This is a genomic window from Sphingomonas crusticola, from assembly GCF_003391115.1.
Classification (GTDB): domain Bacteria; phylum Pseudomonadota; class Alphaproteobacteria; order Sphingomonadales; family Sphingomonadaceae; genus Sphingomonas_I; species Sphingomonas_I crusticola.
Genome location: NZ_QTJP01000001.1, coordinates 2,590,886 through 2,613,504, shown reverse-complemented (window position 1 = coordinate 2,613,504; position 22,619 = coordinate 2,590,886). Strand labels below are relative to the sequence as shown.

Genomic DNA, 22,619 nt, shown 5'->3' with positions numbered 1-22,619 from the left:
GGACAGGGTGCGCGCCGGATCGCAATAACAACCCGACCGGTCTGAGGGGGCAGCGGGTGGGTGGCAGGGAATCGACGGTGGCGCATGGGCCGGAACATGGTCTCGAGCGGCTAATCTTCTTTTCGGACGCGGTGTTCGCGATCGTGATCACGTTGCTGGTGATCGAGCTCCACGCCCCGATATTGCCGCGTGGCTCGCCGGACTGGAATTATTGGGCTGCGCTGATCGCGCTCACGCCGCATTTCATCGGCTTCTTCATTTCCTTCTTCGTGATCGGCTTCTTCTGGGCGGGACATCATCGGACGCTGTCGCTGGCTGCGCATTATTCGCCGCGCCTGGTGTGGCCCAATCTGATGCTGCTCGCGGCGATCGCGGCCGTGCCGTTCTTCACGGCCTTCACCAGCGCCAATCCGATGATGCGCGTCCCGATCTTCTGCTATTGCGCGTGGCTGCTGATCGCGGCGATTTTAAATCGGCGGCTGCAGGCGATCGCGACCAGTCCGCCGGTGGTGGGCGAGACCGCCTCACCCGAATTGGTTGCCATGACCCGCGAACGCGGTTTGGCGGTGATCCTGGGAGCGGCGACGGCGATGCTGATCAGCATCGCGATACCGGTGCTGGGGCAGGTCGCGCTGGCGACCATCCCCCTATGGCGGCTGATGCTGGGCCGGATCCGGGAAGGGCGCAGATAGGCTGGACCCACCTGCTGCGAAGAGGCAATCGGCTCCCGCAATGGCGAAGAGGAAATATTATCTGACCGCGACCCTAGCGGATGGCTACGTCAAGACCATCGGGCCGACGGCGACGGATTTCACCCATTATTGGCGGATCGTCGCATATCTCGATGGCGGACGTACCGAGGTATTCTGGGGTCACACCAAATCGCTGACCGAGGCCAAGCGCAAGCGGGGCGCGACCGCCGACGCGGCCGCGGCGCGGGGATGGGAAAGCTATCAGTTCGAAATCGTCGAGCTGGTCAGAACGGCGGGCTAAGGCGGAAGGGCAGCCTAGCGCGACGGCGCTATCATCGCGGCCGAGGGCGTCCTTTTGGCGCACCGGACCGCAAGCCTCGCATGGACGAGACGAACCCTGCCCATACCAACATTCTACAACGCCGAAGTTATTGATCCATATTGGCGAGATATCGGCGCCGATAAGTGCAAAATGCAACCTATGTTGTTAACTGGCATCTATTTAATTTTATTGAAAATATTTATTGAACCTTATGCTGCACTGCAATGTTGTGCGCTAACAATTACATTCAGATTGGTTCTAAATCATGCTTTCGAAGACCAGACTTCTGGCCGGTGCCGCGCTTTGCCTGCTGTCGGGCGTGGCACATGCGACAACGCGTAACTCCCAGCCGCTCCACACGGGGGGCGGCACGCAAAACCCAACGACGCCGACCACGCCATCGACGCCGACCACACCCACGACGCCCACCACGCCCACCACGCCTACCGGCGCGACGGCCGATAATGGCGGCAGCTGGGATTCGAGCAGCAGCACGGGACCGATTACGGTGAGCGCCGCAGCGGCGGCCAATGCCGCGGCGGGCGCCGTCTCCGGCAGCAACTCGTCGGTCGGGGCCACGACATCGACCTCGGGCAATAACAGTCTGGCGAACGATGCTAGCAACAGCGGCATCGATGCATCCAACCATAGCAGCTATCGATCGAAGGCGATCTTTATCCCGCCGGTGGTTCCGGGGACGCCGCCGTCGCAGCTCGCGATCGGCAATATCATCAAGGAAACGACCGCGTGCGGACCGCTGCAGCATATCGTGCGCCAGCAGGTCAACGGCACCTTCATCGGCCTGCTGCGCAATGCATCGGTCGATCAGGGATGGTCCGACGATCTGGAACCCTATCGTGACCAGCATGGCATGGTGATGGATTACCGGCGCGAGCGCCTCGCCAATGGCGACGAGCGGCTGTTCGGGCATCAGGTGATCATGTTCACCACGGTCGTCGGGGTGGCCAGCAACCGCAACGTCGCGATCGGCGGCGGCGGCGGTGGCGGCGGCTGGGGCCAGGCGGGCATGGGCTCGTCGAGCTCCAACCAGCGCATGATCACCACGATCCAGCTGCGCGATTGCGAGATCGGCACGATGCACAATGTCGTGATGGAAGTCGCCCCGAAGCGTATCCGTCGATGAGCGTCGTGGTCAGCCTGAGCCTGGCCACGATCTGCTTCGTCGGGCAATGCTATCCGGCCCTAGTGGGGAGCACGACCCCTCCCGGCCATTACCAGCTCTCCCAGCGTTATGTGGTTTCACCGGGCTATGGCGGCGATGTGCTGACGTTCAAGGAGGATCCGGACGATCTGTTCGCGATCCACCGGGTATGGCTCGGCTCGCCGCGCGAACGTCGCCTACAGCGGCTGGAATCGAACCAGGTCGCGCTGCGCCAGGGCGTGACTGGCGGATGCATCAACATCGCCCCGGAGACCTATGCCAAGCTGGTGGAATGTTGTTCCACGGCCGAGTTGGTGGTCGAGGGTTAGAGGCGCGCCTTCGGGTTTGCAGGCCCGGGCTGGGCTCAGCCCCTCCCGTCAAGGGGAGGGGCTCACGAAGATCAGATCACATAGGGCTTGCGCATCGGCCGGCTGAGGCGGGCATTGGCGGCATCGTTGTCGACGAAGCGCTCCGCTGCCGGATCCCATTCGAGATGCTGGTCGGGCAGATGCATTGCGATCGAATGGACCAGGCAGGTCGAGCAGGCGCGGTGGCCGAGTTCGGCCGGCGAAATGTTCGGCTGGCGGCTGCGCATCGAATCCAGCCAATTCCGGTGCTGCTCCGGGCTACGATAGAGATGGACCTCGTTCGGGCCGATCACGCTGTCGAGGATCTTGGGATTGCTCGCCACCAGCGGATCGATCTTGGGACCCGACGGGTCGCTCGCCGTGACCGGGCCGTCGCGCGTGACGAAGATCGAGCCTTCGCTTCCAATGAACTTGATGCCGTTGGGCAAGGCGCCCGACATCGTCATGGTGACGCCGTTGGCATAACGCGCGTGCGTCTCGAACGGACCATGCACATTCCACAGGCCGCTCTTGGGAAATTCGGCGCGGCCCCACACTTCGACCGGACCCGAATGCTCCATGTCCATGCCCCAATGCGCAATGTCGACATGGTGCGCGCCCCAGCCGGTGATCATGCCCGCGCCAAATTGTTCGAGGCGGAGCCAGCCGGGACGATCGAACGAGTTCTGCGGGTGGACGCGGATCTCGGTATAATAGACTTCCGGCGTCGAGCCGAGCCACGCGTCGTAATTGAGATTGGGCGGGATCGGCATCGGCGTCGCGTCCGGCCCGGACGGGTCGCCGGGCAGGCCGATCTCGACATGGCGAAGCTGGCCGATGCGGCCGTTGCGGACGAGCTCGCAGGTACGGTGGAATTGCGGCCACGGATCGAGGCTGCGCTGCTGCGAGCCGATCTGGAGGATGCGATCGGTCTTGGCGACCGCATCCGCCATCGCGCGGCCTTCGGCGATCGTCAGCGACGCCGGCTTCTGGAGATAGACGTCCTTGCCCGCGCGCACGGCATGCACGGCCACGATCGCATGCTGATGATCGGGCGTGGAGATCAGGACGCCATCGATATCCTTGTTGGCGAGCAGTTCGTGATAATCGGCATAGCCTCGCGTACCGCTATAAGCCTTGCCCGTCTTCCTGGCATAGGTTTCGTCGACCAGTTGCCGGCCGAGCGCGATCCGCTTGGTGTCGAGATCACAGACCGCGACGATGTGCGCGTCGTCATATTTCCACACGGATGGCATGTCGTGGATGCGCGAGATCCGTCCGACGCCGATCGCGCCGATATTGAGACGGTTGCTGGGCGACGTGGCGCCGAAGACGCTCGAAGGCACGATCGCCGGAAAGCCGACCGCCGCAGCGGCGGCACCCGCCTTGATCAAGCCGCGGCGCGAGATGTGCTGGGTCATTAACCTCTCCCTCAGGCCGAAACCGGCCGCGTGGCATTTTTCTGGGCCGTCAGTACCAATTCGGCGGCGAGCAAGGCGCCTGCCTGATCTTGGGCAACGGAGGTGCGCTCGACGATGTCGGTGACGAATTGCGGGCCGAACGGCAGGAACACGTTCTTGCAATCGAGGTAGCGTACGCCCTTCTTGTCGGCGACGAACAGGTGATTGCCGCCGGGGCGTCCGGCGACATCGACATATTTGCGCAGCTCGATATAGCCCTCGGTACCGAGCAGGAAGAGCCGCCCGTCGCCCCAGGTGGGCAGGCCGTCAGGCGTGAACCAGTCGACACGGACATAGCCTGTCCCGCCATTGCCGGTCATCGTCATGTCCCCGAAATCCTCGAAATCGGGATGCTGCGGATAAGTGAGGTTGCCGGTCTGCGAGGCGACGACGTGCGCCTGCGTGCTGCGCGTGAAATAGACGAACTGATCGGCCTGGTGGCTGCCGATGTCGGTCAGGATGCCGCCGTACCGCGCCTTGTCCCAGAACCAGGCAGGCCGCGTCGGCGCGCTGACGCGGTGCGGCGCGATGTTGATCGTCTGGACGACCTTGCCGATCGCGCCCTGATCGACCAGCTGCCCGGCCATGACGGCGGCCGGCACCTCCAGCCGTTCGGAATACATGATCGCGAACTTGCGGCCGGTCTCCTTGATCGCGCGGCGCACGTCCGCGAGCTGGCCGAGTGTGGTGATGGCGGGCTTGTCGCTGAGATAATCCTTGCCCGCGCGCATCACGCGCACGCCGAGCGGCGCACGCAGATCGGGAATGGGCGCGCCGGCCACGAGCTTGATGTTCCGGTCCTCGAGGATTTCGGCTTCGTCGCGCGCAAGCTTCACGTCGCCATAGCGCTTGCGGAAGGTGGCGATCTGTCCCGGATCGGCGGCGTAGAAGGCGGTCAGCACGCCGCCGCCGCGGATCAGCGCGTCGGTCATCGAATAGATATGCGCGTGATCGAGGCCGATGACGGCGAACGGCACGCGATATTTGGCCTGCGCCACCGGGCCGCGCGGTGCGCTTTCGGTGGAGATGCCATTGCCCTGGGCCGTGGTCTGGGCGAGCAGCTCGCCGCCGAAGGTCGAGGCGATGCCAGCAATCCCCGCACCCGTGAGAAGAAGACGGCGGTCGATCGGGTCCATGACGCTCTCTCCGGTTAGCTCTTGGGCGTGGTCGCGCTGGTCCAGTTGATGACGTGATACACGGCCGGCGTGGAGCCGACGTTGCGCAGCGCATGCAGCGAATTGGAAGCGTTGAAGATGATCGAGCCGGGGCCGGCACGCTTCCACACGCCACCCGACAAGGTTTCGACATTGCCCTCGCGGATAATCACCAATTCTTCGTTGGGATGCTTGTGCGGCGGGTGCGACGCTACGCCCGGGTTAAGCGTGGTGATGTGCATTTCCAGCTCGTTAAGCGTGGCGGTCGGCTGGCGCACGACCGCGCGGACGGAGCCGGTCTCGTTCGGGGTGACGGGCAAGGCATTCCAGTCGAACACCGCCGGCCCGAGCACGCTTTTGTCGGCTTGTGCCAGGACGCCGACCGAGCAGGTCAGGGCCACGCTGGCGCAGGCAATCATCGCATCGCGACGGGTAAAACGCATAAACCTCTCCCGGCGCAAGTCGCGTTTCGCGATTTTGGTAGCGCTCTCAGAAGAGCTACGCCGGGGGACGAGGAGGCGTCAACCGCGCACAGTGGCCAATCCAGTCCGAACATTGGTCTTGGATTGCCTCGTCGCTACGCTCCTCACAATGACAAAGCCGGGCGGGTCGTCCTACCGCGCGGCCTTCACATATTTGTCGAACCAGGCGACGGTGCGCTTGCGCACGTCGGCGGCATGGGCGGCGTCGCGGATGCGATGGCCTTCGTCGGCATAGATGACGAGCGAGGTCGGCACGCCCATCTCCCTGAGCGCGTGCCAATATTCGACCGACTGGGTTGGCGGCACCTCGATGTCGCGCTCGCCGACATAGATGAAGGTCGGTGTGCGTGCGCGCTTGATGAAGTTGATCGCGGATACATCCGCATAGGCCTTGGGATCGTCGTACATCGACTTGCCGAAGAAGGGCAGCATCCACTGATCGATGCCGTTGGTGCCGTAATAGCTGATCCAATTGGACAGGCCGGCGCCGGCGACGATGCCCTTGAAGCGATTGGTCTGGGTGTTGGCCCACATCGACATGAAGCCGCCGTAACTGCCGCCCATCATACCGAGGCGATCCTCGTCCACCGGCGCGACCTTCTTCACCGCGTCGATGCCGGCGAGGATGTCCTTAAGGTCTCCGCCACCGAAATCGCGCCGATTGGCGAGTGTGAAAGCCTCACCCTGGCCGTAGCTGCCGCGCGGATTGGGCAGGAAGATATAATAGCCGGCCCGCGCGAGATCGGCGGTGACGCTTTCGCCCCCGATATACGTGGGGGTGCTGGCCGCCGCCGGGCCGCCATGGACGTTGACGATCATCGGGGCCCGGGCGGCCGCATCGACGCCGCGCGGGGCGAGCAGCCAGCCCTGAACGGAGAAGCCGCCATTGGTCCAGGTGACGCTGCGCGCGGTGACCGCGGCCGGCAGCGCGTCATTGTCGTTGGTGAGCTTGCGCGGCGCCTGCAGCGGTCCGGCATAGATTGCGGGCGCATGTTCGAAATCCTGCACCACGGTGGCCGCTGTGCGGCCATCGGCGCTGAAGGCGACGCGGGCATCGCCCGCCGCGAAGCTTGCCGGGCCGCTCCACAGCACGACGCCGCTCTTCCGGGGATCGAAGCGGACAATGGCCTGATCCGCGCCGGCGAGCGTCGTCGCCCGCAGGCCGCTCGCCAGCCACACCAGCGAGGTAACGCTCGCCTTGTAGCCGGGCGTCATGTTGACGGGCTTCCCGCCCGCGAACGGCACCGTCCAGAGATCGCCCCCGACCGAGCCGAAGTCGCTCATTAGCCCGCCGATATAAGCGACCGTCTTGCCGTCAGGCGACACACGCGGGAAATTGGCCTGGGTCGCGGGCCGGGCAATCTGGCGGACCGCGCCGGACGCGGCGTCGATCGCGTCGATCGTCGCCACCCACCAATTATTGTCGCCATTGCCGAGCGCGGTGGTCGCGACGAAGCCACGCCCGTCCGGCGTCCAATCATATTCATAGACGTAGCGCCCCGCGGGCGAGATTGGACGGACGGCGTCTGGCGCGACCTTGCCGGCAATGCTGAATATAGCGATCCGGCGTTGGTCGGGCGCCTCGCCAATCTCGCCGACCTGGCGCGCGCCGGCCTCGGTCGCGCCGGCTTCCTTGGCGGCGTCGAGCGTCACCAGCACAGCGATCCGTTTGCCGTCTGGAGCGAAACGTGGCTTCTGGGCGATGCCGCGCACGGTCGCGATCGTGCGCACCCGCACGGTCGCATCGGTCACATTGAGGGCGACCGTCCCGGCCGTGCGGTCACGGCTCAGGAAAGCCAGGTCCCCGGTGGACCCGAACATGAGATCGGAATAGGCGCATTTGGCGCAAGGATCGATCGTGCGCAGGACCCGGCCACCGGCAACGCTGCGCACGACGATCCTGCCATGCGCCAGCGGCTCGTCGATCGATTCGATGGCGGCAACGACGTCGCCAGCGGGCGACATCACGAGCGCATCATATTTGTGGACCGGCACCGCCTGCGCGGGAACGGCGGCGGCGGCAAGGGTGACGGCCAGGGTGATGCGCATCGTGGAAAGATTCCTGAAATAAAGCAGCGGCCTAGCGGCTCGCGCGACAGATGCCAAATCAGCCGAGCAGCTTGTCGAGCGTGATCGGCAGATCGCGGATGCGCTTGCCGGTGGCGTTGTAGACCGCATTGGCGACCGCCGCGCCGACGCCGGTGATGCCGATCTCGCCGACGCCGCGCGCGCCCATCGGCGCATGCGGATCCGGAATGTCGGTCCACATCACCTCGATCTCCGGCACATCGAGATGCACGGGCACATGATATTCGGCGAGGCTTGGGTTCATGATCCGCCCGGTGCGTTCGTCGAACAGTGTCTCCTCCATCAGCGCCAGCCCGAGGCCCATGATGATGCCGCCGCGGAACTGGCTGGCGGCGGTCTTGGCGTTGAGGATGCGCCCGCAATCGAATGAACCGAGGAAGCGGCTGACGCGGGTCTCACCGGTTACGGCATTGACCCGCACCTCGCAGAACATCGCGCCGTGCGAATGCATCGACCAGTGCATCAGTTCGAGCGGCGGCGGCGCGCTGGCTTCGACCGTTACCTCGTCACGCTGTGCGCGCGCCAGGATCGAGGCATAGCTTTCGCAAAGCTCGGGCTGATCGAGCTTGCACAGACCGGCATTGAGCCCCCCGACCTCGTCGGGCTTGAGCCCGGCCAAAGGTGAATCATTGCCAGCCAGCTTCAGCAATTCGGTCACCAGCGCACGGTGGGCGGCGATGACGGAGGCGCCGATCGACGCGCTCTGTTGCGAGCCACCGGCAAGCACGACGCCGGGCAGGTCCGAATCGCCATAAGCGAACGTCACCTGATCCATACCCAGCCCAAGCCGTTCGGCGATCACCTGGCTCTGGGCGGTCGAGGTACCCATGCCCATTTCGTGGGCGGCGATCGAGACGGTGACGTGGCCGTCCTTCGCCAGCGAGATGCGCGCCGCCCCGCCGGGCATGCGATAATAAGGATAGGTGGACGTGGCGCAGCCCATGCCGACGAGCCACTCGCCTTCGCGGCGCTGGCCAGGCTTGCCGCGCTTGCTCCAGCCGAAGCGTTCGGCGCCGGCGCGATAAGCCTCGACGATATTGCGCGACGAGAATGGCAGGCCGGTGGTCGGATCCTTGTCCGGCTCGTTGCGCTCGCGGAGTATGATCGGATCGATGCCGAGTTGCTCGGCCAGTTCGTCGACCGCGCATTCCAGCCCGAACGTGCCGACCGCTTCACCCGGCGCGCGCATGAAGGTGTTGGCGAGCATGTCCATCGTCGCCACCTCGACATCCAGCTTCATGCTCGCGGCGGCATAAGCGCCGCGCGTCGCGAGGATGAGCGGCTCCGGCATATTGTTATGCTCGCCCGAGACGACCGCGCCGGTGTGGATCAGCGCGTCGAAACGCCCATCGGCCTGCGCGCCGATCGCGACGCGTTGCTCGGTCACGGTGCGGCCGCCGACGACGCGATAGACACCTTCGCGCGACAGCATGATGCGCACCGGCCGCTGGGCGATACGCGCTGCCGCTGCCGCCAAGATCTGGTGATCCCACAGGCATTTGCCGCCGAAGCCGCCGCCGACATAAGGCGAGGTGACGTGGACCTGCTTCTCGTCGAGACCGAAAACCTCGGCAAGCGTATAGGCCTCGTGCGCGACCAGCTGGGAGGCGTCGTGCACGATCAGCTCGTCGCCCTGCCACATCAGGGTCGCCGCATGCAGCTCGATCGCATTATGGTTGTGGCGCGGGGTGGTATAGACGACGTCGATCTTGTGCGGCGCGTCGGCGAGCGCGGTTTCGGCATCGCCGATCACGGTCTGCAGCGGCTGGCCGCCGAAATTTGCGGGCTTCATGCCCTTGGCCTTTGCCGCAGCAAAGGAGGTGGTTGCGGGCACCGCCTCATAGGTCGCACGGATCAGAGATGCCGCATGATCCGCCTGCTCCTGCGTTTCGGCGAGGACGATTGCGATCGGCTGACCGTTCCAGCTGATGCTGTCATCCTGCATCACCGGAAGATCGTCGCCGCCCGCCGCCTTGGGCGCGCTCATGAACACCGGGGCGGGCTTCATCGGCGGCGCATTGCGGTGCGTCATCACCAGCAGCACGCCGGGCGCATGTTCCGCCGCGTGCGTATCCAGCGTCGCGATCCGGCCTTTCGCGATCGTGCTGTAGGCCAGCGCGGCATAGGCCATATTCTCAAGCGGGAATTCCGCCGCGAACTGGGCGGCGCCACGCACCTTCTGCGGCCCGTCGATGCGCGAGACCGGGGCGCCGACCAGGCCGTGCTGGTGGCGGATGAGCGGATCGGGATTGCCACCGGGAATCCAGCTGTCCGGCGCCAAAGCCAACGCCTTCTTCATGACCGTCTGGAGCTTGTCCTGGATAACGCTCATGCCGCTTCTCCAGTCAGTTCGCCAAGGACGGCGACGATCGTCCGCTTCGCCAGTTCGACCTTGAAGCCATTGTCGCGCAGCGGCGCGGCGTCGCGCAGCTCGGCCTCGGCCGCCGCGCGGAACAGCGCCGGACTGGCTGCTTGCCCCTGCAACGCCTCTTCCGCCGCGAGCGCGCGCCAGGGCTTGTGCGCGACTCCGCCGAGCGCGATGCGGACATCGCGGATGGTGCCGCCGTCGAGATCTATCGCGGCTGCAACGGAGACCAAGGCGAAGGCATAAGAGGCCCGGTCACGCACCTTGCGGTAGGTCGAATGGTTCGCCGCAAAGGCGAGAGGCGGCACGATCACGGCCGTGATCAATTCGCCAGGCTGCAATTCGGTCTCGATATCGGGCCGTCCCCCGGGCAGGCGCAGCAGATCGGTGAGCCGGATGCTGCGCTTACCCCCTGCCCCTTCGATTTCGACGTCGGCATCGAGCGCGGCGAGGGCAACGCACATGTCCGAGGGATGGGTCGCGACGCAATCGGGCGAAGCGCCGAGGATGGCATGGATACGGTTGAACCCGTCGATCGCGTCACAGCCCGAGCCCGGCACGCGCTTGTTGCAGCGCGCGGCGACGTCATAGAAATAATAGCAGCGGGTGCGCTGCAGGATGTTGCCGCCGACGCTGGCCATATTGCGGATCTGGGCGGAGGCGCCGGCAAGGATCGCGCGCGATAGGAGCGGATAGCGGGCGCGCACCAGCGGGTGCGCCGCGACGGCGGTATTCTTGACGCCCGCGCCGATCCGAAGACCCCCGTCCGGCTGCTCCTCGATCGCGCCGGACAGCTGACTGACATCGACGAGCGCACGCGGGGCCTCGACCGTTTCGCGCATCAGATCGACGAGGTTGGTACCACCGGCGAGATATTTGGCGCCGGGCGACATCAGCGCGAGCGCGGAACCGACGTCGGCGGCGCGATCATAGCGGAACTCGATCATGCCGCCGTCTCCGCCACCAGGGTCTCGCGGATCGCGGCGATGATGCCGTTATGCGCGCCGCAGCGGCACAGATTGCCGCTCATGCGCTCGCGCAGCTCGTCATGCGAGAGATCGTGCCGGGGGGCGTTCAGGTCGGCGGTGACGGCGCTCGGTACGCCCTCCTTCCATTCGGCGGCCATGCCGATCGCGGAGCAGATCTGTCCCGGCGTGCAATAGCCGCACTGGAAGCCGTCATGCTCGATGAACGCGCTCTGCAGCGGATGCAGCGCGTCAGCCGCGCCGAGCCCCTCGATCGTAACGATCTCACGCCCCTGATATTGCACCGCCAGCGCGAAGCAGGAATTGATCCGCTGCCCGTCGACCAGCACCGTGCACGCGCCGCACGCACCCTGATCGCAGCCCTTCTTGGTACCCGTCAGGTGCAGATGTTCGCGCAGCAGATCGAGCAGCGACGTGCGGATATCGGCGGATACGTCGATCGCCCGGCCGTTGATCGTGAAAAGCATCCTGGCCTCGTTTCCAGAGACCCCCCGACCATCGATCTAAGCCGGTTTAGCGAACCTGCCAAGCAGCGCCGCCACGCTTCATCCGCGCCGTTGCTCGACCGACCCCATCAGGCGCAATATCACTGCCGCCAGCAGCACCGAGCCGGCGCCCAGGCCGAAGAACAAGGCGGGCGGGATCGCGCCCCAATAGGACCCCATCACGCCCGCCAGCACGCTGCCGAGGAATTTGGCGATGTACCAGGCGCCCATCGCGGTCGCGGCGAATCCGGCGGGCGACAGCAGGTTGACCAAGGTCAATCCGACCGGGATGACGAGCAGCTCGCCCATCGTCAGCAGCAGGAAGTAAAGCAGCACCCACCAGGCGCCGACCGGCTGACCGGTGCGCGCGTTGACGATCGCCGCGGCGACCATCACCAGCATCGAGCCGCCCGCGATCATGCAGCCGAAACTCATCCGGCGCAGCAGCAGGGCGGCGGTGCCGCTGTGCGGTTTCTTGCCCCAATAATGGATCAGCAACGGCGTAAACAGGATGATCAGCAGCGGATTGATCGCCTGGAACCATGTCGCCGGAATGGTCAGCGCGCCGCCGAACATCGATCGGTCGGTCTGGTCGCGCACCCACAAGGCGATGACGTTGCCGCTCTGCTCATAGGCGATGCGGAACAGGATCACGACCGCCACCAGCACGACCAGCAAGCGGACGGCACGCGCGTCGATCGGGACCCTGGTCGTGCCCGGTGCGGCCGGCATGCGCCTGCCGGGATCGTGAGGCAGCAGCCGCTTGAAGCCGAGATAGATGACCAGCCCGAAGAACATGCCGACCCCGGCCGCGCCGAAGCCCCAATGCCAGCCGAGCAATTCGCCCAACGAGCCGCACACCAAAGGGGCGAGCAGACCGCCGAGGTTGATGCCCATATAATAAGCGCTGAAAGCATGCGCCTTGCGCGGATCGTCGTCGGCGTAAAGCGCGCCGACCTGCACCGCCAGCGGCGGCATGAACAGGCCGTTGCCCAGCGCGACCAGCGCCAGCGCCGGGAAGAGGAACGCCGGGAAAGCCATGGCGAAATGGCCGAGCATCATCAGCAGCCCGCCGATCACGACGCTGCGCGTCCGACCGAGCCATTTGTCGGCGATAATGCCACCGAAGAAGGGGCTGAAGAAGGCCGCCCCGCCATAGATGCCATAAATCAGCGAGGACTTGCCCTGGCTGAAGCCGAGCTGGCTGGTCATGTAATAGACCAGCAGCGCCTGCAGGCCGAAATAGGAGAATTCGGCCCACATATCCGTGAGGAACAGAATTGTGAGACCGGGGGGATGGCCGAACAAGCGCTTCGGCGTGGCGGTTGGAACGCTGGCCGAATTCGAATTCACCGTCGTCCCCCGCCCGCCAATATCATGCATGGCCCCAAAATTCGGCCGGCACCATCACCATTCCATCATCGTAGATTTTTTCCGCGAGCGGATCGTTGGCGAGCGAGGACGGGCCGTCGAGGTCGACGAGGTCGCACAATTGCGCGACCACGAAGGCCGGCGCGGTCGACAGGGTCGAACCGGCCATGTTGCCGACCATGACCTGCATGCCCATGCGCTTGGCCAGCGCGGCGATCTCCAGCGCCTCGGTCAGCCCGCCGCACTTATCGAGCTTGATGTTCATCACCTGGAAGAGATGCCCCAACGTCTCCAGTTCGGCGAGGGAAAGGATGCTTTCGTCCGCGGCGACCGGGATCGGCGAGCGCCAGCCCGCGAGCGCCTGCTCATCGCCGCGGCGAAGCGGCTGCTCGAGCAAGCTCACGCGCTGCGCGACCAGCATGGCGACGAGCGCATCGAGATCGTCGCTGGCGAAGCCCTGATTGGCATCGACGCCGATCCAGGCGTCGGGCCGCGCCTTGCGCACCGTCTCGACCCGGGCGGTGTCCGCCGCCAGATCGCCGGCGAGCTTGAGCTTGATCGCCTTGGCATGCGCGAAGCCGGGCAGCCGTGCGCGCAGATAGGCCGGGTCTTCGGCGGGAAGCGTGAAGGTGGTCACGAGCTGACGGGGCGGGCTGACGCCGGCCAGCTCCCATACCGGCCGCTGCTGCTGAAAGGATTCGAGCTCCCAGAAGGCGCAGTCGAGCGCGTTGCGTGCACCGCCCGCGGGCAGCAGCTCCTGCAGCTCGCGGCGGTCGACACCATCCTCGATCGCGCCGCGGACACGCTCGATCTCGCTCGCCATGTGGGCGGGATCGTCGTTGAGATAATAGACGCCTGCCGCCTCGCCGCGCCCCTCATATTGCCCGTCGCCGAGCGTGGCGATGACCGCGGGAATACCTTCGAACAGATAGCCCGAGATGCGGAACGGTTCCTTCATCCGCATCGGATCGCAGCGGTGACGGAGGGTGAGCGCGGTGCGCGATGTGGTGGCCATGACCATCAACATCCCACAGGCCGAACCATGTTTCAACTGGAGAAACATGTGTCCCCAGCTTTACTCGCGATGTTCGGAATTCCACTGGGGATCGGTGGTCTGCGCGAGGCGCTGGATGCCGGATCCGGCACAGACCGAGAGCACGCGGCATGGACCGTCGCTGGTGCGGACATAGCCATGCGCCATGCCGCTGTCGAAATAGCAGGAATCGCCCGCCGCGAGCGGCAGCGGCGCGTAGAGATCGGAATGCAGCTCCATCGCGCCGGTGAGGATGTAGAGATATTCTTCGCCGCCATGGCGAACCAGGCCGCCCAATTCCTCGACGCTGCGCGCCTTCACGTCGATGATGATCGGCACCATCATCTTGCCGAGCAGCTCGGACGCCGGATAGAAATGCGAATGATGCTCTGAGATTGCGCGCATTCCGTCGGCGCGCAGGATGCTGCGGCGGCCGATACCGGGCGGGGGCGTTTCGGCCGGCGGGGTGTTCGAGAGCAACGTGCCGATATCGACGCCGAGCCCTTGCGCGAGTCGCACGAGCTTGTCGTAGGTGACCGCCATTTTGCCGTTTTCGAGCTTCGACAAAGTCGAGAATGGCAAGCCGATCCGCGCCGCCAGCGCCCGGAGCGTGAGCCCCTGCTCGACCCTGGCCGCGCGCAGCGTCAGCCCGGGATGCGACGTGTTTCCGGCATTTTTCTTCATCGGCTCCCCTCGCGGCACGCATAGCGTACGGATTCCCGGAATGGAACACGGGCGATGAATCAGAAACCAGTTGCTATGTTTGAAACATGAGTCATTATGCCGTCATGATTAAAGGGGTTAGTAAAATGATTTCCCGATCCAAGGCTTGGCTGATGGCAACCGGGGCTGTGGTTGCTTTCATATCCCCCGCTTACGCGCAGGCGCAGGCAGCAAGTGACAGCGCCAATAATAACCAGGACGAAATCATCGTCACCGCGCAGAAGCGCGAGCAACGACTGCTCGATGTTCCGCAGTCGGTATCCGTGCTGTCGGCGCAGGCATTGACCGCCGTTCATGCCGAGCGCTTCGCCGATTATTTCACCCGCATCCCGAGCGCGAGCTTCGTCGAAGATCAGGCGGGCCAGACGCGACTCATCCTGCGCGGCATCAACACCGGGGGTGTCGGCGCGACCGTCGCGACCTATGTCGACGAGACGCCTTACGGATCGGCCACGGCGCTCGCCAACGGCGCGATCCTGACGCCGGATATCGATCCGTTCGACCTGCAGCGGGTCGAGGTGCTGCGCGGCCCGCAAGGCACGCTTTACGGTGCCAATTCGCTCGGCGGCCTCGTCAAATATGTGACGATCGCACCGCAGACCGACGCGGTTCATTATGCAGCGGAGGGCGGCGTCGAGAATGTCGATCACGGCAGCACCGGCTGGTCCGGCCGCGCGGCGGTCAACCTGCCGCTCGGCAGCGCCGCGGCAATCCGCGCCAGCGGTTTCTACCGGCACGATCCCGGCTATATCGATGACGCGCGGTTCGGCTCCGACGTCAATGACGGCAAGACCTATGGCGGGCGCATCAGCGGGCTCGTGCGGCCGACCGACGACCTCACCATCCGCGGCACGGCCGTGTTCCAGAACCTCTACAGCAACGGCACGAACACGATCGACGTCGATGCGGTCACGCTGCGGCCGGTGCTGGGCAAATATGAGCATAGCCGCACCGTCGCCGAGCCGAACAACATGAAATACCGGATCTACAACGGCACGGTGGATTATGATTTCGGACCGGTGAACCTCGTCGCCTCGTCGAGCTGGGGAACGCTCGACCAAGCGCAGGTCCAGGACCCCAGCGGCCTGTACGGCCCGCTGCTGACCGGCATCTTTGGGCAGCCGCTGGGCGCCTCGCTCGATCAGAACGTGACGCAACGGCGTTTCACCGAGGAGGTGCGCCTCACCTCCTCCGGCAAGAACAAGCTGGAATGGACGCTCGGCGCTTTCTACACGCGCGAGCGCAACCTGATCGATCAGGCATTGAATGCGGTCGACGCAGGGACCGGCGCAGAGGTCGCTGCTCTGTCGCCGCTCGCGCTCGCCACCGTCGGTTCGCGTTATCGCGAATATGCCGGCTTCGGTAACGTCACCTATCATTTCTCCCGCCAGTTCGATCTGACGGTCGGTGGGCGCTACAGCCACAATCGCCAGACCACGCTGCAGGAAACCTCGGGCCCGCTGGCGGGCGACAGCTCGATTACGGGCGTGTCGAGCGACAATGTCTTCACCTACTCGATCGCACCGGCGTTCAAGCCGAACGACCACACCACCTTCTACCTGCGCGTCGCGCGCGGCTATCGCCCGGGGGGGCCGAACGCCTTGCCGCCGCTGTCGCCGGACAGCGTGCCGCGGCAGTTCGGTGCCGACACCACCACCAATTACGAGGCGGGTGTGAAGGCCGAACTGATCGACCGTCTGCTCACGGTCGAGCTGACCGGCTTCTACATCGACTGGAAGGACATCCAGCTTTTCACCAGCGTCGACGGCTTCGGCGTCAACACCAATGGCGGCAAGGCACGCAGCAAGGGCATCGAGTTCACCTCGACGCTCACGCCGACGCGCGGCCTCACGCTTTCGGCCAACGGCTCCTATGTCGATGCGCGCCTGACCGAGGATGCGTCGCCTTTGGTGGGCGGATTGGACGGCGACCGGCTGCCCTATAATCCGCGCTTCTCGGGTACGCTTAGCGCCGATTATTCGCGGCCGCTGAGCGGTACGATAGAGGGGACGTTCGGCGTGAGCTGGCGCTATACCGGCGAGCGCCGGTCGGCGTTCGATGCCGGGCTCGGCCAATATAAGCTTGGCGCGTTCAGCCAGATCGACGCGCATGCCGGCGTCACGTTCGATCGCTTCCGTATCGATGCTTTCGCGCGCAACCTGACCGACAGCCGCGGCATCACCAATCTCGGCACGTCGGGCACCGCGCCCAACGGAGCGCTTGCGGCAGCGATAATCAGGCCACGTTCGTACGGCTTGACGATCGGCGTTCGTTACTAAGAGGGGTAGGCAGCCATGCGCATCGTCCACAAGATCGCCTTCGCCCTGGCGGCGCTCGCCATGCCGCTTGCGGCGCAGGCGCCGACCCAGCTCCAGCCCAAGCTGACGCTGGCGCCCAAGGCGGCAACCGCGGCACCCGCCGCCGCGGCCACGCCGGCAGGACCGGCGACATTGACCAAGAGCGATGTGGACGCATGGCTCGACGGCTTCGTCCCGTACGCCATTGCCAGCGGTGAGATTCCGGGCGCGGTGGTGGTCGTGGTCAAGGATGGCCAGGTGCTGACCCAGCGCGGCTTCGGCTATGCCGACAAGAAGGCGCGGCTGCCGGTCGATCCCGACAGGACGTTGTTCCGGCCGGGCTCGACCTCGAAGCTGTTCACCTGGACGGCGGTGATGCAGCAGGTCCAGGCGGGCAAGCTCGACCTCGACCGCGACATTAACGACTATCTGGATTTCAAGATTCCGCCCGCTTTCGGCAAGCCGATCACGCTGCGCAATTTGATGACGCACACCGCCGGCTTCGAAGAGACGGTGAAATATCTCATCACGTCCAATCCGAAGATTCTGAAGGCCCTGGGCCCGGCGCTGAAGCGCTGGACGCCCAATCGAATCTTCGCGCCGGGCGAAGTCCCGGCTTATTCGAATTACGGCGCCTCGCTGGCGGGCTACATCGTCGAGCGCGTCTCCGGCGAGCCGTTCGATACTTATATCGAAAACCACATCTTCAACCCGCTGGGCATGAAGCATTCGACCTTCCGGCAGCCGCTGCCGGCGCAATTCGTGAAGGATATGTCCAAGGGCTATGAGCCGGGCTCGGACGACGCCAAGCCGTACGAGATGATCCCGCTCTCACCAGCGGGCGCGCTCGCGTCAACGGGCACGGACATGGCCAAGTTCATGATCGCGCAGCTCGCCAATGGCGGTCCGTTGCTCAACCCCGCGACCGCCGCGCTGATGCATACGCCGCAGCGTTCGTTCATCCCCGGTCTGCCGACGATGGCGCTGGGCTTCTACCACGAGGACCGCAACGGCCAGACGATCGTCGGCCATGGCGGCGACACCGTCTATTTCCACTCCGATCTGCACCTCTATCTGGACAGCAATGTCGGCTTCTTCGTGTCGTTCAACAGCCCCGGCAAGAATGGCGCGGCGCACATCGTACGCGCCCGCATGCTCGAGGATTTCACCGACCGTTACTTCCCGGTCACCCGCACCAATCTTCCGACGGCGGCAACGGCCAAGGAGCATGGTGCGGCGATGGTCGGCCATTATGTCAGCACGCGCGGTGCGATCCACGACTGGCTGAAGTTCATCGGCGTCGTCAGCGAAACCACGGTGGCGCTCAATCCCGACAACACCATCACCGCGTCTTCGTTCGTCGATGCGGCCGGCAATCCGAAAAAGTGGCGCGAAGTCGGCCCGTGGCAGTGGCAGCAGGTCGGTGGCAACAGCCGGCTGCATGCGGCGGTCAAGGATGGCAAGGTGACCGCCTTCCTCAGCGACGATCTGCCGCAGATCCTGCTCTACACGCCGGCACCGGCCTCAATGAACGCGGCCTGGTTGGTTCCGGCGCTCATCGTCGCGCTGGTGATCATGTTGCTGACCGCGCTCGGCTGGCCGGTGATCGCGCTGGTGCGCCGCAATTACGGCTATCGTGCACCGCTCACCGGCCGCGCGCTGCAACTGCACCGTGCCACCCGCATCACCGCCTGGCTCTTCCTGATCATCGCGGCCGGATGGGTTTGGATCGTGAGCTCGGTCGACAGCAACCTCGAGGCATTCAACGGCGGCATGGACATCTGGATGCGCGTGTTCCAGCTGCTGTCGCTGGTGGCGATCGTCGGCATGGTTCTCACCTGCTGGAATGCCTATGTCGCGATCAAGACGCCGGAACGCCGCTGGACCAAATATGTGTGGGCAGTGCTGGTCGCCTTGGCGGCATTGTTCCTGGTGTGGCTGATCATCACGATGAAGCTGCTGACCGTATCGCTCGATTACTAAGGACGCCTCAGCCGCGCGGCAGATCGTGAGCGGTCCACCGTGCGGACAAGACGACCTCGTCGAACAGGTGGCGCCCCTGCCAGAGCGGGCGCCACCGATACTCGCGCTAAGAAAGCCGATCCCAGCCAGCAGATAGTCGAGCGGCGCGGCTGCGCGCGGAGCGTCTTCGAACACCATATGCGCGATCACCGCCGCAAGGCACAATGATGCCAAGCCTGCCGATCGCAGCGCCACATCCACCCACGTCTTTTCATGCCACGCCATCGCCCATCTCCGGATGGACACCCAGTTATTGGGCAGCGCGTAGGGATTCGAGCCGCGCGGGACCGCGACGGCGTAGGGATCGCATATGGCGGCAAGGCCGAAAACATATGGAAAACCTATGCGGCGCGGGCCGCTTGCCGCTGGAAAGCTTATGGAACAGGCCTCATTCGTGAAGTGCGGTGCAGGATGATCCGCAGTTCAAGGATCGTGCGTGTCCGCCACCCCGCTGCCTGACGAAATGAATTCGGCCGCGCCGCATGCGCACCCTCCCGAACCGCTCTCGCTGCTCGCGCTGGGCGCGATCGGCGTGGTGTTCGGCGATATCGGCACGTCCCCGCTTTATGCGCTCAAGGAGAGCTTCGCCGGCCATCATCCGCTGACGGTGGACCAGCCGCACATTTTCGGCGTGCTGAGCCTGATCTTCTGGACGATGATGATGATCGTCACGATCAAATATGTCTTCATCATCCTGCGCGCCGACAATCACGGCGAGGGCGGCAGCCTCGCACTACTGGCGCTGATCGCGAGGCGGCTTGGCGCGCGGCGATGGAGCGCCGGCATCGTCATGCTCGGCGTGGCGGCGACGGCGCTATTTTATGGCGACGCGATCATCACGCCCGCCATTTCCGTTTTGTCGGCGGTGGAGGGGCTGAGCACGGTCAGCGACACGTTCACGGCGATGGTGCTGCCGATATCGATCGCGATCCTGATCGGACTGTTCGCGATCCAATCCTACGGCACCGCGCGGGTGGGGATGTTGTTTGGCCCGATCATGGTCTTCTATTTCCTCGTGCTGGCCGTGCTTGGCATTTCGAGCGTAGTGACGCATCCCGCAATCCTGGGCAGTCTCAATCCGATCTGGGCGGCCCGTTTCTTCCTGGTCGATCCCAAGCTGGCTTTCCTCGCGCTCGGATCGGTCGTGCTGGCGGTCACGGGGGCCGAAGCGCTCTATGCCGATATGGGCCATTTCGGCCGGCGCGCGATCAGCATCTCGTGGCTCTATATCGCCTTACCCTGCCTGCTGCTCAATTATATGGGCCAGGGCGCGCTGCTGCTGAACCACCCGGGCGCGATCGAGAATCCATTTTTCCTGATGGCACCCGACTGGGCGCGGCTGCCGCTCGTCATCCTCGCCACGGTCGCGACCGTGATCGCCAGCCAGGCGGTGATTTCCGGCGCCTTCTCGGTCACGCAGCAGGCGGTCCAGCTTGGTTTTCTGCCACGCCTGCACATCGTCAACACCAGTGCCAAGGCCGCAGGGCAAATTTACGTGCCGTTCGTCAATTGGGCGCTGCTGGTGATGGTGATCGTCATCACGCTCGGCTTCCGCAGCTCGAGTAATCTTGCCGCAGCCTACGGCATCGCAGTGACCGGTACGATGTTCATTACCGCGTGCATGCTGGGGGTCCTGACCTATTCAGTGTGGAAGTGGCCGAAGCCGATCGCGATCCTCGTGACCGGCATCTTCCTCATGGTGGACGGTGCCTATTTCGCGTCGAACCTGACCAAGGTGCCGGACGGCGGCTGGTTCCCGCTGCTGGTGGCCGCCATCGCCTTCACCCTGCTCACCACCTGGGCGCGCGGGCGTCGGTTGGTGCGCGCGCATCTCAACCAGAGCGCAATGACGATGGAGATGTTCATCGCCTCCAGCGTACGCTCGTTGAAACGGGTGCCGGGCACGGCCGTCTTCCTGTCTGCCAGCGCCCAGGGCGTGCCGCACGCGCTGCTGCACAACGTCAAGCATAACAAGGTGCTGCACGAGCGGATCGCGATCCTGACGGTGCAGATCCAGGGCGTGCCCCAGGTCCCGGAGGAGAAGAGGATCGAAGCGGAACCGCTCGATGCCGGCTTCTACCGCATCGTGCTGCATTACGGCTTCATGGAGGAGGTCGACATACCCGCCGCGCTTGCCCGCGTAGAGGGCTGCGGGCCCGTCTTCCGCCCGATGGACACCAGCTTCTTCCTCGGCCGGCAGACGCTGATCCCGTCGGATAAGCCCGGCATGGCAATCTGGCGCGAGCAATTGTTCGCATGGATGGTGCGGAATGCCGAAAGCGCGATGTCGTTCTTCAAGCTGCCGATCAATCGCGTGATCGAGCTCGGTAGCCAGCTCGAAATCTAGGGCGGCCGGAGAGGCAACCTCGATCGGTCAGGCGGCGCGTAGCCGGGGATCGAGGTCGGCGTGAATAGCTTCCGGGGCCACGACCACCCGGTTGCGGCCTTCTTCCTTGGCCCGGTAGAGTGCCGCATCCGCGCAAATGAAGGCGCTTTTCGGCAGCGTGCCGCCTTTTAGTTCGGTAACGCCGAAGCTCGCGCTCAACCGGTGATCCGGCGCAACGCCGGGATAGGTGCCGGCGTGAAAGCGCTGGCGGATCATTTCTGCGACACTTGCCGCGTCGGCCGCGTTACGGTTGGGCAGCAGCAACGCGAACTCCTCGCCGCCCATCCGCCCGACGGGGTGGCCGGTATGCTCCAGTAAGCCGGCGAATTCGCGCAGCACATCGTCGCCGACAGCATGGCCGTAGCGGTCGTTGACGCGCTTGAAATGGTCGATGTCACACAGGATCAGCGCACAGCTGCCCCGCCCCTGCCCGGCCACCGCCAGATCGAAGCCATGGCGATTGAGCAATCCGGTCAGCCCGTCGCGCTCAGAACGCATGCGATAGGTCGCGATCACGCCGCCAATCACCTTTACGACGAGCAGGAAGGCCGTGGTCGAGGCGAGCAGGCCGGCGACGATCAGCGACATGTGCTGGAAGGAGGACGCTCGGATGACGCCATAATGCGAGCCGGCCTCGAACAGGATCAGGTAAAGCGGGATGCGCGCGAGGAAGACGGCGGCGAGCCCGGTGAGCGCGACCATCAGGCAGATGTCGACGATCCCTTTTTGCGGGCCGCGGGCCAGCCGGATGATGCTCTCGGAAACCGCCACGGCGCAGGCGAGCTGGAACGGCAGCGTCTGGTAAAGGAAGGCTATGCCCGCGAACGCCATCAGCACGGCAATCGCGGTCAGAGCGAGTACAGTTCCGACCAGCGCACGATATTGCCGTTGCTGGCCAAGTGTAATGCGGATCGATTGCGCCACGCAAAGATAGGCAACGGGCACCGTCACGGTCAGCGCGATCCACTCGAGCAGGGAGCCCTGCGCCTGACCCAGTATCAGGATCGCGAGCGCCCCGCATAATAAGGCGGCAGCGAGCCAGCCGAGAGACGATTGGCCGCGGAGCCCGGCAAAAATGGCGGCGCACAGACCGGCAAGGACGGCGAAAACGCCGACCTGCACCATGCCCAGGCTGATCATCATTCCCACGCTTTGGGCCAACCCCCGGCCGTTGATCCCGCTTGCCCACTGCCTAGGACGTAAATGCGTCTTTTACAATTTTGGCGGCCGATTGGTTCGCCAAG

18 protein-coding genes are annotated in these 22,619 nt (G+C 64.8%); 7 read left to right on the top strand and 11 right to left on the bottom strand.

Annotation, left to right across the window (positions count from 1 at the left end):
- The first annotated feature begins 56 nt into the window (after nt 1–56).
- From DX905_RS12450 to DX905_RS12435, 4 genes are all read left to right on the top strand, one after another.
- Entirely contained in the window at nt 57–692 is a 636-nt protein-coding gene (locus DX905_RS12450; RefSeq protein WP_162875596.1) for a TMEM175 family protein, read from the top strand.
- A 40-nt stretch (nt 693–732) separates the two neighbouring features.
- Entirely contained in the window at nt 733–993 is a 261-nt protein-coding gene (locus DX905_RS12445) for a hypothetical protein (protein ID WP_116091627.1), read from the top strand.
- Between the two features lie 286 nt (nt 994–1,279).
- A complete protein-coding gene (locus DX905_RS12440; protein WP_116091626.1) occupies nt 1,280–2,158 on the top strand; it encodes a hypothetical protein in 879 nt (292 codons plus the stop codon).
- Nucleotides 2,155–2,505, top strand: coding sequence for a murein L,D-transpeptidase (locus DX905_RS12435; protein ID WP_116091625.1), 351 nt, complete (start codon nt 2,155–2,157; stop codon nt 2,503–2,505). Before DX905_RS12440 ends, DX905_RS12435 begins: the two co-directional genes overlap by 4 nt.
- Before the next feature lie 71 nt (nt 2,506–2,576).
- Here DX905_RS12435 and DX905_RS12430 read toward each other — a convergent pair whose 3' ends face one another.
- From DX905_RS12430 to DX905_RS12385, 10 genes are all read right to left on the bottom strand, one after another.
- Entirely contained in the window at nt 2,577–3,944 is a 1,368-nt protein-coding gene (locus tag DX905_RS12430; RefSeq protein WP_116091624.1) for a Gfo/Idh/MocA family protein, read from the bottom strand.
- Nucleotides 3,945–3,955: 11 nt separating this feature from the next.
- Nucleotides 3,956–5,119: a Gfo/Idh/MocA family protein gene (locus DX905_RS12425; RefSeq protein ID WP_116091623.1), complete on the bottom strand. Its 1,164-nt coding sequence runs from the start codon at nt 5,117–5,119 to the stop codon at nt 3,956–3,958.
- Between the two features lie 14 nt (nt 5,120–5,133).
- Nucleotides 5,134–5,580: a cupin domain-containing protein gene (locus DX905_RS12420; RefSeq protein WP_116091622.1), complete on the bottom strand. Its 447-nt coding sequence runs from the start codon at nt 5,578–5,580 to the stop codon at nt 5,134–5,136.
- Nucleotides 5,581–5,751: 171 nt separating this feature from the next.
- Complete coding sequence (locus DX905_RS12415; RefSeq protein ID WP_116091621.1) at nt 5,752–7,668, bottom strand: S9 family peptidase; 1,917 nt, start codon at nt 7,666–7,668, stop codon at nt 5,752–5,754.
- Between the two features lie 58 nt (nt 7,669–7,726).
- Complete coding sequence (locus DX905_RS12410; RefSeq protein ID WP_205412249.1) at nt 7,727–10,039, bottom strand: xanthine dehydrogenase family protein molybdopterin-binding subunit; 2,313 nt, start codon at nt 10,037–10,039, stop codon at nt 7,727–7,729.
- Entirely contained in the window at nt 10,036–11,019 is a 984-nt protein-coding gene (locus DX905_RS12405; protein WP_116091620.1) for an FAD binding domain-containing protein, read from the bottom strand. The genes DX905_RS12410 and DX905_RS12405 overlap by 4 nt, the downstream gene beginning before the upstream one ends.
- Nucleotides 11,016–11,525, bottom strand: coding sequence for a 2Fe-2S iron-sulfur cluster-binding protein (locus DX905_RS12400; protein WP_116091619.1), 510 nt, complete (start codon nt 11,523–11,525; stop codon nt 11,016–11,018). The genes DX905_RS12405 and DX905_RS12400 overlap by 4 nt, the downstream gene beginning before the upstream one ends.
- Nucleotides 11,526–11,603: 78 nt before the next feature.
- Nucleotides 11,604–12,896: a peptide MFS transporter gene (locus tag DX905_RS12395; RefSeq protein WP_240320838.1), complete on the bottom strand. Its 1,293-nt coding sequence runs from the start codon at nt 12,894–12,896 to the stop codon at nt 11,604–11,606.
- A gap of 22 nt (nt 12,897–12,918) precedes the next feature.
- Nucleotides 12,919–13,929 carry a dipeptide epimerase gene (locus DX905_RS12390; protein WP_205412248.1) on the bottom strand — a complete coding sequence of 337 codons (1,011 nt, stop codon included), beginning with the start codon at nt 13,927–13,929 and terminating at the stop codon, nt 12,919–12,921.
- A gap of 60 nt (nt 13,930–13,989) precedes the next feature.
- Nucleotides 13,990–14,631: a helix-turn-helix domain-containing protein gene (locus DX905_RS12385; RefSeq protein WP_116091617.1), complete on the bottom strand. Its 642-nt coding sequence runs from the start codon at nt 14,629–14,631 to the stop codon at nt 13,990–13,992.
- Nucleotides 14,632–14,783: 152 nt separating this feature from the next.
- On the opposite strand from DX905_RS12385, the gene DX905_RS12380 reads away from it, so the two are divergent.
- From DX905_RS12380 to DX905_RS12370, 3 genes are all read left to right on the top strand, one after another.
- Entirely contained in the window at nt 14,784–16,949 is a 2,166-nt protein-coding gene (locus tag DX905_RS12380; protein WP_162875595.1) for a TonB-dependent receptor, read from the top strand.
- Between the two features lie 15 nt (nt 16,950–16,964).
- Nucleotides 16,965–18,950, top strand: a complete 1,986-nt coding sequence (locus tag DX905_RS12375) for a serine hydrolase domain-containing protein (RefSeq protein WP_116091615.1) — start codon at nt 16,965–16,967, stop codon at nt 18,948–18,950.
- A 502-nt stretch (nt 18,951–19,452) separates the two neighbouring features.
- Nucleotides 19,453–21,336 (top strand): potassium transporter Kup, encoded by a 1,884-nt coding sequence (locus DX905_RS12370; RefSeq protein ID WP_116091614.1) that lies wholly within the window; start codon nt 19,453–19,455, stop codon nt 21,334–21,336.
- Between the two features lie 27 nt (nt 21,337–21,363).
- On the opposite strand, the gene DX905_RS12365 is transcribed toward DX905_RS12370, so the two are convergent.
- On the bottom strand, nt 21,364–22,518 hold the full coding sequence (locus DX905_RS12365; RefSeq protein WP_116091613.1) for a GGDEF domain-containing protein: 1,155 nt from the start codon (nt 22,516–22,518) through the stop codon (nt 21,364–21,366).
- Nucleotides 22,519–22,619: the final 101 nt, after the last annotated feature.

Bases quoted from the DNA above. Each gene is read 5' to 3' on its own strand.
- DX905_RS12445 (WP_116091627.1), top strand. From the start codon at position 733: ATGGCGAAGAGGAAATATTATCTGACCGCGACCCTAGCGGATGGCTAC.
- DX905_RS12440 (WP_116091626.1), top strand. From the start codon at position 1,280: ATGCTTTCGAAGACCAGACTTCTGGCCGGTGCCGCGCTTTGCCTGCTG.
- DX905_RS12435 (WP_116091625.1), top strand. From the start codon at position 2,155: ATGAGCGTCGTGGTCAGCCTGAGCCTGGCCACGATCTGCTTCGTCGGG.
- DX905_RS12430 (WP_116091624.1), bottom strand. From the start codon at position 3,944: ATGACCCAGCACATCTCGCGCCGCGGCTTGATCAAGGCGGGTGCCGCC.
- DX905_RS12425 (WP_116091623.1), bottom strand. From the start codon at position 5,119: ATGGACCCGATCGACCGCCGTCTTCTTCTCACGGGTGCGGGGATTGCT.
- DX905_RS12420 (WP_116091622.1), bottom strand. From the start codon at position 5,580: ATGCGTTTTACCCGTCGCGATGCGATGATTGCCTGCGCCAGCGTGGCC.
- DX905_RS12415 (WP_116091621.1), bottom strand. From the start codon at position 7,668: ATGCGCATCACCCTGGCCGTCACCCTTGCCGCCGCCGCCGTTCCCGCG.
- DX905_RS12410 (WP_205412249.1), bottom strand. From the start codon at position 10,039: ATGAGCGTTATCCAGGACAAGCTCCAGACGGTCATGAAGAAGGCGTTG.
- DX905_RS12405 (WP_116091620.1), bottom strand. From the start codon at position 11,019: ATGATCGAGTTCCGCTATGATCGCGCCGCCGACGTCGGTTCCGCGCTC.
- DX905_RS12400 (WP_116091619.1), bottom strand. From the start codon at position 11,525: ATGCTTTTCACGATCAACGGCCGGGCGATCGACGTATCCGCCGATATC.
- DX905_RS12390 (WP_205412248.1), bottom strand. From the start codon at position 13,929: ATGGCCACCACATCGCGCACCGCGCTCACCCTCCGTCACCGCTGCGAT.
- DX905_RS12385 (WP_116091617.1), bottom strand. From the start codon at position 14,631: ATGAAGAAAAATGCCGGAAACACGTCGCATCCCGGGCTGACGCTGCGC.
- DX905_RS12380 (WP_162875595.1), top strand. From the start codon at position 14,784: ATGGCAACCGGGGCTGTGGTTGCTTTCATATCCCCCGCTTACGCGCAG.
- DX905_RS12375 (WP_116091615.1), top strand. From the start codon at position 16,965: ATGCGCATCGTCCACAAGATCGCCTTCGCCCTGGCGGCGCTCGCCATG.
- DX905_RS12370 (WP_116091614.1), top strand. From the start codon at position 19,453: ATGAATTCGGCCGCGCCGCATGCGCACCCTCCCGAACCGCTCTCGCTG.
- DX905_RS12365 (WP_116091613.1), bottom strand. From the start codon at position 22,518: ATGATGATCAGCCTGGGCATGGTGCAGGTCGGCGTTTTCGCCGTCCTT.